Consider the following 13,322-nt stretch of genomic DNA (forward strand, 5'->3'; position numbering starts at 1 on the left):
ATACATAATGTACAGAGTTAGAAATTTTTAGGAGGAAATAAAGTGGAAATCATAATCAATTTAATGGGTGGTCTTGGTCTGTTCTTATATGGTATGAACCTTATGGGAGATGGACTTCAAAAGTCAGCAGGAGCTAAATTAAAAAGAATAATAGAGCTTTTAACTAGCAATGTAATAATGGGAGTTCTAGTTGGAGCATTAGTTACAGCAATTATACAAAGTAGTAGTGCAACTACAGTAATGGTAGTAGGTTTTGTTAATGCGGGAATAATGACATTGCCTCAAGCAATAGGTGTAATAATGGGGGCTAATATAGGAACAACTATTACAGCTCAATTAGTATCGCTTGATTTAGTAGGTATGGCACCAATAGCATTAGGTATAGGTATAGTACTTTACTTATTTGCTAAAAGTTCAAAAACTAAACATATAGCTGAAATATTAATTGGATTTGGTATATTATTTACAGGTATGGATTTTATGAAAGCTGCAGTTAAGCCTTTATCAGAGTTTAAAGGATTTACAGATGCTTTAGTAGCATTTGGACATCAACCAATATTAGGTATATTATTAGGATTTGGTATAACGGCAATAGTTCAAAGTTCAAGTGCTTCAATGGGGATGTTACTTGCACTTTCTTCTCAAGGATTAATACCATTATCATCAGCACTACCAATATTATATGGTGAGAACATAGGTACTTGTGTTACATCTTTAATTTCAAGTATAGGTGCTAGCAAAAATGCAAGAAGAGCTGCAACTATGCACTTAGTATTTAATATAATAGGAACACTTGTATTTATGATAATATTAACTAAACCAATAACAATGTTAGTTACTCATTTAGATCCTACTGATGTAAGTAGACAAATAGCAAACTCACATACATTATTTAATGTAATAAATGTATTATTATTACTACCATTCTCTAAGTTAATAGTGAAACTTACTATGAAGCTTGTACCAGAAAGAGAAGATGAAAATGAAGATACTAAAGTAGTTAGATTTATAGACGATAGAATGATAACAACTCCATCAATTGCATTATCTAATACAGTTAAAGAAACCTTAAGAATGGGAAATAAAGCAAAAGATTCTTTAGAAAATGCAATGAGTGGTTTATTAGAAAAATCAGAAACAAAAGTTAAATCAGTTTTTGAAGAAGAAAAGAAAATAAATGAATTACAAAAAATTATATTAGATTATTTGTTAAAATTATCTAAGAGTAATATAAGCCATGATTCTATTGAAGGAATAGATAAATTATTCAATACAATAAATGATATAGAAAGAGTTGGAGATCATGCAGAAAATATAGCTGAATTAGCAGAAACTGTAATGAATAACAATTTAAGTATGTCTAAAGAAGGTAGCGAAGAATTATTAGAAATGTTTAATAAAGTAGTGAGCACTTATAAGTGTGCATTAGAAGCTTTAGAAAAGGCAGATGTAAACTTGGCTTGCAAGGTTATAAAAATGGAAGAACAAGTTGATGCAATGGAAATATCTTATAGAAGAAGCCATATGAAGAGATTAAATGAAGGATCTTGTAGTATAGATGCAGGTGTTATATATTTAGATATAATAAGCAATTTAGAAAGAGTATCTGATCATTCTGTAAATATAGCTACACAAGTAATAACATCGAATAAAGATGTAAATGAATCAGTTAGGGTTTAAATTATATAAATAAAAAAATACTATACCTTTTAAGGTATAGTATTTTTTTATTTATATAATTTATTAGTGCATTTATTTTGGATTTTATATAATGTTCGTTTTTATAGATATAATAGAATTTAAATTATGAAAAAATAAATAAAATTTGGATAAAAGCATTGTTAAACACGAAATATATGTTATAATGTGAATTATAAAGTTAAATAATTTATTTATAAAGCAATCATCAATAAGGATGTTTTATTTACATACTCTTATTTTTATTTTATGCCAATCCCTGATTAATATCAGGGATATTTTTGCTTGAATTTTATTATGATAGATTAAATTTTAGAATATATTTATATAACTGATTGCATAATAAGAGGTAGAAATTTACAATAAGCTATATAAATTATTTTAGGAGGTATGTTATGAAGTATGATGTTTCGAGAACTATTTTAATAGCATTTTTATATGTTTCACTAGCTATTTTAGTTATAGGATTAACTATTACTCCATTTGCGACAGTGTATAATCTTTATCATAATTTTAATTTTAACATAATGATAAGTATGAGTTTTACAATGATTTATTTATTTAATTTTTTTATGATAATAAAAAAGATATTATACATAATAACATACTTAGATAATGATCCATTCACATATGAAAGTGTTAAAAGTTTTAAATTAATGGGATACTATCTTATATTAAATGCAATAATTGAACTTATTATAGGAGATAAATCTGTATTAAGTATATCTACACTGCTATATTTAAATTTAAGTAAAGGATTTATGAATACAACTATGGTGATTTGCTTTGTATCATCAATGGTTTGTTTTATGATTTCAGAAGTTTTTAGTAAGATAGTAAAAGAAAAAGATAATAACAATTTGATAATGTAAATGAACTTTTATAATATATACTACAATAATTAAAAACAGTAGTATATATTATAAAAGTTCCTAGTAGGATTATATATAAAATAAAAAGAAATATAAAAACTAATTTTTAAATAAATATTCTTTATATAATACCCATATATTATTAGACCATTTATAAATAGATATATTATCAAAAGTACAATCAAAATCACATGGAAACTGATTAACATAGTTCCATAGTTCATTAAATCTATTTTTAATTTTTTTACTACTTACGGTAACATGAAAAATTTTATTTTTTCCATCTTTTTCATCAAATTTAATATAAGGAATCGATGATAAAGTATCAATAAGGTCATCATGTATTTTTTTACCCTTATTACTCATAATAACTTTCATAAATATAACTCTATTATCAAAGCTATCATATCCATTTAATTTATAATTTGAAACACTATGTAAGTTAGTAAATTCAGTTAATTCTTTATCTAAGATACTTATATCCTCACATTCGAAAGGCGATTTAATAGTGAAATGAGCAGGTAATTTTGAGGACTTAACACTTAAATTTTCAAAAATATCCTTTCTTAATTCATTATTAAATTTTCCACCATCTCCTTTAACAACACTTACAATAACATATCTCAATATAATCACCTCCTTAAATAATTATAAAATTATAATTATTAGTTAATATTAATATATACAGATTATCATAAATATATTAATATTAACTATTTTAATATATTTTAAATAAAAAAAAACTATGATAGTATATAATAATATAAAAGGAAAATTTAGATAAAAAGTAATTTAACCTAAGTATTTTTTTTATTTAATTTTATAGAATGAAATGGAGAGATTAAAATGAGTTTCTTTAAAAGATTAAAAAATGTAGTAAGTGCAAAAGCAAATAAAGCTTTGGAAAAGCATGAAGATCCTATAGAATTATTAGAGTTATCAATAAGCAAAAAAGAAAAATTACTAGTAGATGCCAAAAAACAATGTGCTAATTTTATAGCAACAGTAGACGATATAAGGAAAGAAAAAAATGATTTAGAACAAAAAGCTGCTAAATATGAAGAAGCAACAAAAGCAGCTATTTTAAAGGATGATACTGAAAAAGCTCAAACTTTTGTAAAACAAAAAATAGATATAGAAGAAAAAATTGTTCAAACTGATTCTAGAATAAAAGATCAAGATGAAAAAATTCAAATTATAAAAAATAGAATACAAGAATTAGAAATAGAAATATCTAAAATGAAATCTAAAAAGCAAGAGTTGGCTACAAGATTAGATGTTGCAGAAATAAGTAATGAAATAAATGAAACATTAGCTGGTCTTAACGATAATCATGGAATTAACTTAGAAGAGATTGAAAAGAAAGTTTCTCAAAAAGAAAGCTACGGAAAAGCTTTAGAAGACTTAAAACCTAAGGATGAATACTCTATGTTAGATGATTATATAAATAATTCTCCAGTTATTGATTCAAAAATAAATGAAGAACTAGAAAGAATCAAAAGAGAAATAGAAAAATAATATTATTTAAGTAAAGGTAGACAGTTAATTTTGTCTACCTTTACTTAAAACAAGATGTTTGAGGGGGCTTTGTATGAGCATAAGAATTGAAGAAGAAAAAAATAAATATAATAAAATTTATACGGATTTAGTATTCGCATCAGATGATTTAAAACAAATGCTTGATAAGGATGAACTGAAAAAAAGAAGTTTTTTAAGTAAAGTAGACATTTTAAAAGATTATATGAATTTTTTAGATAAACTAGAAAAGGAGAGTAAATCTAAAAAGAATATATTGTCAAAGTTATTTAATAAAAAAGAAGATTATGACCTACAAATAGACAAATATCTTACTGATGAAAAAAATATGAATTTAAAAAAATTAGATAAGTGTAGTAATTGTAAATGCAAAAATTGTGTTAGTAAATGTGAAATGTATCAATGTTTTAATTGCAGAGAAAATGAATATGTAGTGGAATGTAATAAAGTAAATTCTATTTTAACTAATTGTAATGATACAATTACATTATATAATGGAAATGAAAAAATTATTTTTTATGTAAAAGGATACCTAATAGAAAAAGATGAAGAAGGAAATTACACAAGATATGTATACTTAATTGATAGTAAAGATTATGATAATCAACATATTTTAAAATATTCTAAGTTTAAAGGAGAAGAAAGATATGACTCTGTTATAACTGATGACACTCAATATGAGTTAGTCAGAATAAACAACAAGTTTATAGAAATGGGGTTAAGAGTGTAAATATGAAAAATAATAAAAAAAAGCTAACTAGTTTCTTAATTATTTTCACAATATTATTTGTATCCATTGAATTCTCTATTAAAAGTGTTATTAGTTTTGCAGATGATTATAATGATATAAATTCTTATAATATAAGTGCCTCTTCACAAAGAAAAAAAAGCAGTTATAGCAAAAAAAAATATACAACTAAAACTAATAGCAAACTACCTAGCTCGGGAAATTTTAATTCAGGGACCAGTAATAATAGTACAACTATAAAACCTGATTCTGGCAGCTTTTCAACGAAGCCCAATGAAAGTAGTAATTCAAGTGGTGATTCAACTACAATAAAACCTGACTCGGGAAGCTTCTCAACAAAACCTAATAATAGTTCAGGAGAAAATAATTCAAAAGGAACACAAGATTACAACTCTGGTGGTGGTTATTCAGGGGGAAGCAGCTCTTCTAGAGGAACATTTTTTGGCGGATACTTTAACCCATTTGGCTACTTTGGATATCGTAGCCATATAAGTTCTTGGATAGTAAATATAGTCATTGCTGTAACTGTTATAATTGTAATTTATATAATAATAGATATGATTAGAAGTAGGCGTGATTAAAGTATCAAATAGTGTATTTTAGATATATAATATCTAAAATACACTATTTTTATTAAATTATTTAAATAAAAAAATATAAATGGTAAATAATAGGAATATTAATCTTATTTTTAAATCCTTGATAATAATAGAAATTATTGATATTATTTATAAGTATCAAAATTATATAGGATAAGACATTTTAGTAGGAGTAAGAAATGAAAAAGAATTCAAGAACTTTTAACTCAGTTAGAAATATACTAACAGGATTTGTAGGACAGTTTATTTTTATTTTAGCAGGTTTTATTAATAGAAGTATATTTATAAAGTGTTTATCATCTGAATACTTAGGAGTGAATGGACTATTTACTAATATTCTAACTATGCTATCTTTAGCAGATTTAGGAATAGGAACAGCGATAGTTTATGCTTTATATAAACCACTAGCAGAGGATAATAAAATAGAGATATCTAAATTAATGAATTTTTATAAAAAAGCATACTCATCAATTGGGATTGTAATATTTATACTTGGGTTAGGACTAATTCCATTCTTAGATAGTATGATAGGTAGTGCACCAAATATACAAGAAAGTATTTATGTAATATATTTAATTTATTTATTTAATACATCCATAACATATTTTGCATCGTATAAGAGTTCGTTGATAATTGCAGATCAAAAAAATTATATATCTACACTAATTACATACGGTGTTTATTTTTTACAAACATTAATACAGATAATAGTATTATTTATAACTAAAAACTTTATAGCGTACTTAATAGTGCAATCTATTTGTGCAATACTTCAAAATATAATTATAACAATAGTTGCAGATAAGATGTATCCATATCTAAGAGATAATAAAAACTTACATATAAGTAAAAAGGTAAGGAAGAATCTTATTGCAGATGTAAGAGCGTTAGTACTTGTAAAGTTAGGTAGTGTATTAGTTACTAATACAGATAATATTATAATTACATATGTTTCTGGTTTATCAATAGTAGGTTTACTATCTAACTACACAATGTTAGTTAATGCTATCAATAGGGTATTACAACAATTATTTACAGGTATAACCGCTAGTATAGGCAACCTTAATGCAAAAGAAAGTAGAAAGAAAAAAGAGCAGATGTTTGAAATTGTAAACTTCTGCAATTTCTGGTTATTTGGCTTTTCTGCTATTTGTATAATTTTATTAATAAATGATGTTATACACGTTTGGATAGGACCACAATATCAATTAGATGAATCAATATCTATAATGCTAGCTATTAACTTTTATATGGTTGGTATGCAAAATGCAGTATGGACATATAAAAATACGCTAGGTATATTCCAAAAAGGGAGATACTTATTATTGCTAACAGCTGCAATAAACCTAATTCTATCGGTTATATTAGGAAAAACTATAGGATTATTTGGAATATTATTATCAACAGCTATAGCTAGAATATGTACTAATACATGGTATGATCCATATATAGTTTACAGAATTGGATTTAAAAAAGGATGTAAAAGATATTTCTTTAAATATATAAAATATATTGTAGTTTTAATTATTGCAGGATTACCAACATATTTATTATGTAACTTAATTAACTTTACACCATTTATAACTCTCTTATTAAAACTAATTATTTGTCTAATTGTACCAAACATAATTATTATGGCATTCTTTATAAAAACTAAAGAAATGAAATACTTGTTAAGAATTCTAATAACATTAATAGAGAGCATAAGTAAAAAGGTTAAAAAGCGTAAATAGAAGTTTAATTATCTTAAGAGTATAAGCGATTTTGCTTATACTCTTATTTTTATATAAAAAATAAATTAATATTAGTCTTGCTAAACTGTATATAACTGTATATAATTGTATATATGAAATAGATACAGATATATACAATTACATAATTTGGAAGGGAATGATAATTTGAATGTAAATATAAGTAACTCATCAGCAGTTCCACTGTATGAACAAATACAAGTTCAAATAAAAACACAGATACTTAATGGAACATTAAAATCAGGGTATGGACTACCGTCAATAAGAACATTAGCAAAAGAATTAAAGGTAAGTATTATAACCGTTAAAAGAGCTTATGAAGAATTAGAGAAAGAAGGATATTTAGAGACTGTAACAGGAAAAGGTAGTTTTGTAGCAAGTCAAAACAAAGAAAGACTTAAGGAAGTTGCTATGTTTGAAATTGAGAGTAAGCTAGATGAGATAATAAGGCAAGCCAAGTCTGTTGGAATGACATTAGAAGAGGGAATAGAGGTATTTAAGAGTTTATATGAGGAGGTATAGTATGAGTGCAATTAAAATAAATAATTTAAGTAAAAGATTTGATAATTTTAAATTAGATATAGATAATATAGAGATAAAAAAGGGATTTATAACTGGTTTTATAGGTCCTAATGGATCAGGAAAAACTACTACTATAAAATTAATTATGGGTATGTTAAATGAAGACAGTGGAAGCATCGAAATATTTGGCAAAAAACATAATTTAGAAGAAGTATATACAAAAGAGATAATAGGATATGTAGGTGATATAAGTGGTTATTTAAAGGAATCAAAAATATCTACTATAAAAAAATATATATCTAGATTTTATAATAGTTGGGATGAGAATTTATATAAAAAATATATAAATCAATTTAAGTTAAATGAAAATAAAGTTTATAATGAACTTTCAAAGGGGCAACAAAAGCAATTTGAACTAGCCATAATGTTATCTCATCATCCCAAGATAATTATAATGGATGAGCCAACTGCAAATTTAGATCCTTTAGTTAGAAATGAATTACTAGAGATAATTCAAGAGCGAATAGAAGAAGATAACTCAAGTGTTTTTTATTCTACTCATATAACTTCAGATTTAGATAAAGTTGCTGATTATTTAATATTTATATACAACGGTAAAATTATACTTCAAGGAGAAAAGGATGTAATATTAGAAAATCATTGTATAGTTAGAGGTAAGAATGAATTATTAAGTGATGATACTAAAAATGTATTTGTGTCTGTATTAAAAAATAGTTTTGGATTTGAAGGTTTAGTTTTTAATAGAAAAGAAGCATATGATTTATTTGGTGAAGAAGTAGTATATGACAATATAAATTTAGAAGATATATTAACTTATTATACAAGGGGGAATAAAAGTGAAAAGAACAATTAATTTAGTGAGAATGAATTATTCTAATCTTAATTCTGTTAAAAGCTTAATTTTACTATCAATGATTATATTTATATGTGTATCTATAGTAAATACAATGTTTTTAAATGTATTAATTGGTATTATAGTATATCAAGTCTGTTATCAGGTTATAGCTTATGAAGAACATGCAGGTATAGATTACTTAGTAGCATCATTGCCTATAACTAAAAAGGAATATGTAGCATCAAGATATATATTTTCTTTAAGTATAATATTAATGGCAGGTATAGTTTTTTCAATATGTTACCTTATAGCAAAAAAATACTCTCCTGAATCAGATAATATTTTAGAGTTTAAAACACTTATAATTATGGGAATTACATCTTCGATTATTTTAATATCAATATTAATACCATTAGTATTAAAATTTGGTCTTATTAAAGGTAGAAGCATAATTACAATTATAATGATGATAATGCTATTTGTACCATCATTTGCAATAAGTTCATTATTAAAAAATGAAGAATTTGCCAATCTAATAATTAGTTTAAGTAATATAGGGTTAGGAAAAATTTGCATATTAATGAACTTAATAATACTTATAATTTCATATATATTATCTAAAAAAATATATAAGGATAAAGAGATTATATAATTAAGTAAAATTTAAAATATTCCATATATGATAGAATAAAGATTATATCATATATGGAATATTTATATATACAAACTATAAACTAATATTTAGTCTTTTATATAAATTTTAGGAATATATAATGTAACATTTTTTAAACTTATTATAGAATTATAAATTAGTTTACTATTGTATTCTAAATCATTATTTTCTAATTCTAAAGTTAAACATATTTTATTATTTATATACACATCTAAAATATTTGAATTTTCTCTAAATACTAACTTCATACCATTATTATGTTTAACTAAATTATTCAATGTGTTGTAATTTATTTTCATAGTCTATTCACCCCTATACCATTTGTAAATATATCATATATACTACAATAATTTAATTAAATTATCAAATTGTCTAGTATAATTTTGAAAAATTAATGTTATAAATCAAACTAAATTATTATAAAAAGATGAATTTTATAATAATTTAGTTTGATTTATATACTTATATTTTATATAATTAATGTACTATAAGTATGGGGGGGATAATATGGAATTAAATAAAAAATTAGATAAGTTAAGAAACATGCTTAAGGAATTGGGAAGCGTAGCTGTTGCTTACTCTGGTGGTGTAGATAGTAATTTTTTACTAAAAGTAGCAAGTGATACTTTAGGAGCAAATGTAATTGCAGTAACTTTACATGCAATGATGCATTCAAATAGAGAAATAGCGGAGTCTATAGAATATGCAAAAACATTTAATGTAAAGCATGTTGTAGTTAAGATAGATGATTTTGATATTAAAGAGTTTATAGAAAATGGACCTAAAAGATGCTACTACTGTAAAAAAACAGTATTTAGCAAGGTAAAAGAGATAGCAAATGAAAATAATATTAAACACATAGTTGATGGAACCAATTTAGACGATTTAGGTGATTATAGACCAGGACTTAAAGCGATAGAAGAATTAAGTGTAGTTAGCCCATTAAAGGAATGTGGATTAACGAAAGATGATATAAGAACACTGTCAAAGGAAATGAATTTGAAAACATTTAATAAGCCTGCATTTGCTTGCCTTGCAACTAGAATTCCATGTGGTACAAAAATTACTAATGAAAAGCTTAGAATGATAGAAAAAAGTGAAGAATACTTAATGAGTATTGGATTTGATCAATTTAGAGTAAGACTTCATGAAGATATAGCAAGAATTGAAGTTGGAAAAAATGAATTATATAAGTTTTTCAGTAATGATATATTAGATAAAACAAATAATAAACTTAAAGAATTTGGATTTAAATATGTGACATTAGATATGGGCGGTTATAAAATGGGCAGTACTAATCTCACATAAAAATAGGAGGAAAAAATGAAGACGTATACATTGATGTCACCTTGTTTCTTTGGCGTAGAAAAAATGCTTGCAAGAGAAATAACAAATTTAGGATTTGAAATTATAAAAACAGAAGATGGTAGAGTTACATATAAAACTGATGAATACGGTATAGCAAAAGCTAATATGTGGCTAAGATGTGCTGAAAGAGTACATTTAAAAGTAGCTGAATTTGAAGCTAGAACTTTTGATGAATTATTTGAAGGAACAAAGAGAATAAATTGGGCTAAGTATATACCTTATGGTGCACAAATCCCAATAAGTAAAGCATCATCAATAAAATCTAAGTTACATTCAACACCACATATACAATCTATAGTAAAAAAGGCAATTGTTGAAAGTTTAAAGAAGAGTTATTTAGAAGATGGTCTTTTAAAAGAAGATAAAGAAAAGTATCCGATATATGTATTTATACACAAGGATAAAGTTATACTTTCTATAGATACAACAGGAGATGCACTTCATAAAAGAGGCTATAGGGAAAAGGCTAATAAAGCTCCAATAAGGGAAACATTAGCAGCAGCTATAATGTATCTTACTCCATGGAAGCCAGGAAGAACTTTAGTTGATCCTATGTGTGGTTCTGGTACTATTTTAATAGAAGCTGCTATGAAAGGAATAAATATGGCTCCAGGATTAAATAGAGAGTTTATTTCTGAAAAATGGAGAACTATGGATAAGAAAATATGGTGGGATGTAAGAAAAGAAGCATATGATAAAATAGATGAAAGTAATCCTTTTAAAATATATGGTTATGATATAGATGAAGAAGCAATAAAAATAGCTCGTGAAAATGCAGAACTTGCAGGAGTGGAAGATTATATTGAATTTAATGTAGGCAATGCAATTGATTTTAAAAGTGATGAAGAATATGGATTTATAATAAGTAATCCACCTTATGGAGAAAGATTAGAAGATACTGATACTGTTAAAATGCTTTATAAAGAATTAGGTTATACTTTTAGAAAATTAAAGAACTGGTCTTATTATTTAATAACATCTTTTGAAGATTTTGAAAAAGAGTTTGGTAAGGATGCAGATAAGAAGAGAAAGCTTTATAATGGTATGCTTAAGACGAATTTATATCAGTATATAGGTCCAAGACCTCCAAGAAATAATGAATAATTAAAAATAATAAAAATAATTTCCCCCTTAAAAGAATATAGATATTATAAAGAGTTTTAAGGGGGTGTAAAATTTGCTTAAAATGAAAAATAATAATAATAAAAGAAGTGGTAGGAAAAAACACTCAAACCAAAATGATAAGAATACACAAAAACAAAATTATGAAGAAAGTTATAATGAAGTTATACTGAATGACTTAGTTCCAGATGATAACAAGGAAGAATTTGGATTAGAAGAAGAAAAGCCTAGAACTAAAAAAGGAAGTTCATTTGGATTAAATTTAGGTAAAAAGAAAAATCATAATAAATCTTCAAATAAAAAAAATCACAAATCTAAGGATGTAGAAGAAAGTAATAATGATGTAGCAAATAAAAAATCAAAAAGCGCTCCTCAAGAAGAATTAAATCAAGTATCTCAAGGAAATAAAAAAAGTAATGTAAAAAAACATTCTAAAAGACCTCATGCAAAGCACGAATCTCACAAACAATCTAAAGAAGAAACTAAAGATGATGTATTAGGAAGTAATGATAATGGTAATTCAAAACATCATCATTCACATAATCACTCACATAAAAAAAGAGTTAAGAAATCAAGTAGTAAAGAAGAGTCAGTAGAAATTAAGCAAAATGATGAAAATGATAACAAAGAGATAATTGAAGAAGTAGAAAAAAATGATAATATGAATTTTAGAGGTATAGATGATGATACTGTTGATACTGTCGACAAGATTCAAGAGTCTAAAGAAATAGAGCCTAAATCTGATAAAATTGAAAATATTGTTTGGTCAAAAGAATCTTTTCCTAAAAAATAATTACAAATAAATTATTTATATAGTGTTAAAATAAAAATAAGAGCTTAGTTAAATTACTAAGCTTTTATTTTTTTACAATTAGGTAAATCATAATAAATAAAATAAGGAATACATTAGACAGATTTTATGATAATATAAGGAAAGGATGATTTATATGACACAAAAAAATATGTATTATAATCTTAATGAAATTTTAATTAACAATGAAAAACCATCTAATGAAATAAGGGAATTAATAGATAAAGGTGAATTTGATAAAAAACCATTAGACTTAATTAAGAACCTAGCTAAAATAGATCAAAATAAAAAATATCATCCAGAAGGAAATGTACTTAATCACGTGTTATTAGTTATTGATGAAGCTGCTAAGAATAGAGATTTATCAAATAATAAAGAAGTATTTATGTGGTCAGCATTTTTGCATGATATTGGAAAATTAACTACAACTAAAATAAGAAAAGGAAGAATAACATCTTACAATCATGATATAGAAGGAGAAGATATTTCTTATGATATTTTAGAAAAACTAGGGGCTAGTGATTATATTAAAAAGAGTGTAAGTAAATTAGTTAGATACCATATGCAACCATTGTATTTTGATAAAAGCTTACCATTTTTTGAACCTAGTAAAATGTTAAAAGAATGTGATTATAGAGATGTTGCGCTTTTGTCTTTATGTGATAGACTTGGAAGAGGTAAAATAACAAAAGATATAATAGATATGGAGTATAAAAAAATAGATGCTTTTAAAAAGTATTGCAATAAGGCCTTAAAGTAGAGAGTA

15 protein-coding genes are annotated in these 13,322 nt (G+C 24.9%); 13 read left to right on the forward strand and 2 right to left on the reverse strand.

Going from position 1 to position 13,322, the window contains the following annotated elements; translation table 11 throughout:
* Positions 1-42: 42 nt before the first annotated feature.
* Positions 43-1,680, forward strand: coding sequence for a Na/Pi cotransporter family protein (locus I2A66_RS13105; RefSeq protein WP_195251804.1), 1,638 nt, complete (start codon positions 43-45; stop codon positions 1,678-1,680).
* A 413-nt stretch (positions 1,681-2,093) separates the two neighbouring features.
* Entirely contained in the window at positions 2,094-2,570 is a 477-nt protein-coding gene (locus I2A66_RS13110; RefSeq protein WP_147515995.1) for a hypothetical protein, read from the forward strand.
* Positions 2,571-2,669: 99 nt separating this feature from the next.
* Here the strand turns inward: I2A66_RS13110 and I2A66_RS13115 are convergent, their stop codons facing one another.
* The gene (locus tag I2A66_RS13115) at positions 2,670-3,197 is read right to left on the reverse strand and encodes a 2'-5' RNA ligase family protein (RefSeq protein WP_147515996.1); all 528 of its coding nucleotides are present in this window, start codon (positions 3,195-3,197) and stop codon (positions 2,670-2,672) included.
* A gap of 219 nt (positions 3,198-3,416) precedes the next feature.
* On the opposite strand from I2A66_RS13115, the gene I2A66_RS13120 reads away from it, so the two are divergent.
* From I2A66_RS13120 to I2A66_RS13150, 7 genes are all read left to right on the forward strand, one after another.
* Entirely contained in the window at positions 3,417-4,088 is a 672-nt protein-coding gene (locus tag I2A66_RS13120) for a PspA/IM30 family protein (protein ID WP_122640374.1), read from the forward strand.
* A gap of 73 nt (positions 4,089-4,161) precedes the next feature.
* Positions 4,162-4,836, forward strand: a complete 675-nt coding sequence (locus I2A66_RS13125) for a hypothetical protein (RefSeq protein ID WP_147515997.1) — start codon at positions 4,162-4,164, stop codon at positions 4,834-4,836.
* A gap of 2 nt (positions 4,837-4,838) precedes the next feature.
* On the forward strand, positions 4,839-5,435 hold the full coding sequence (locus I2A66_RS13130) for a hypothetical protein (protein ID WP_122640372.1): 597 nt from the start codon (positions 4,839-4,841) through the stop codon (positions 5,433-5,435).
* A gap of 197 nt (positions 5,436-5,632) precedes the next feature.
* The gene (locus I2A66_RS13135; protein ID WP_122640371.1) at positions 5,633-7,186 is read left to right on the forward strand and encodes a lipopolysaccharide biosynthesis protein; all 1,554 of its coding nucleotides are present in this window, start codon (positions 5,633-5,635) and stop codon (positions 7,184-7,186) included.
* Between the two features lie 147 nt (positions 7,187-7,333).
* Positions 7,334-7,726 (forward strand): GntR family transcriptional regulator, encoded by a 393-nt coding sequence (locus I2A66_RS13140; RefSeq protein ID WP_330615479.1) that lies wholly within the window; start codon positions 7,334-7,336, stop codon positions 7,724-7,726.
* A 1-nt stretch (position 7,727) separates the two neighbouring features.
* Entirely contained in the window at positions 7,728-8,600 is an 873-nt protein-coding gene (locus I2A66_RS13145) for an ABC transporter ATP-binding protein (protein ID WP_195251805.1), read from the forward strand.
* Entirely contained in the window at positions 8,584-9,234 is a 651-nt protein-coding gene (locus I2A66_RS13150; protein ID WP_122640369.1) for an ABC-2 transporter permease, read from the forward strand. Before I2A66_RS13145 ends, I2A66_RS13150 begins: the two co-directional genes overlap by 17 nt.
* A gap of 89 nt (positions 9,235-9,323) precedes the next feature.
* On the opposite strand, the gene I2A66_RS13155 is transcribed toward I2A66_RS13150, so the two are convergent.
* Entirely contained in the window at positions 9,324-9,554 is a 231-nt protein-coding gene (locus I2A66_RS13155; protein ID WP_122640368.1) for a hypothetical protein, read from the reverse strand.
* Positions 9,555-9,762: 208 nt separating this feature from the next.
* On the opposite strand from I2A66_RS13155, the gene larE reads away from it, so the two are divergent.
* From larE to I2A66_RS13175, 4 genes are all read left to right on the forward strand, one after another.
* Positions 9,763-10,563 carry an ATP-dependent sacrificial sulfur transferase LarE gene (gene larE, locus I2A66_RS13160; RefSeq protein ID WP_147515999.1) on the forward strand — a complete coding sequence of 267 codons (801 nt, stop codon included), beginning with the start codon at positions 9,763-9,765 and terminating at the stop codon, positions 10,561-10,563.
* Between the two features lie 15 nt (positions 10,564-10,578).
* Positions 10,579-11,727 (forward strand): THUMP domain-containing class I SAM-dependent RNA methyltransferase, encoded by a 1,149-nt coding sequence (locus tag I2A66_RS13165; RefSeq protein ID WP_122640366.1) that lies wholly within the window; start codon positions 10,579-10,581, stop codon positions 11,725-11,727.
* Positions 11,728-11,800: 73 nt separating this feature from the next.
* Positions 11,801-12,538, forward strand: a complete 738-nt coding sequence (locus tag I2A66_RS13170; protein ID WP_147516001.1) for a hypothetical protein — start codon at positions 11,801-11,803, stop codon at positions 12,536-12,538.
* Positions 12,539-12,692: 154 nt separating this feature from the next.
* Positions 12,693-13,316, forward strand: a complete 624-nt coding sequence (locus I2A66_RS13175) for an HDIG domain-containing metalloprotein (protein WP_243113399.1) — start codon at positions 12,693-12,695, stop codon at positions 13,314-13,316.
* Positions 13,317-13,322 lie beyond the last annotated feature (6 nt).

Origin of the sequence: Romboutsia sp. 1001713B170207_170306_H8 (genome assembly GCF_015550495.1) — a bacterium.
Classification (GTDB): domain Bacteria; phylum Bacillota; class Clostridia; order Peptostreptococcales; family Peptostreptococcaceae; genus Romboutsia_E.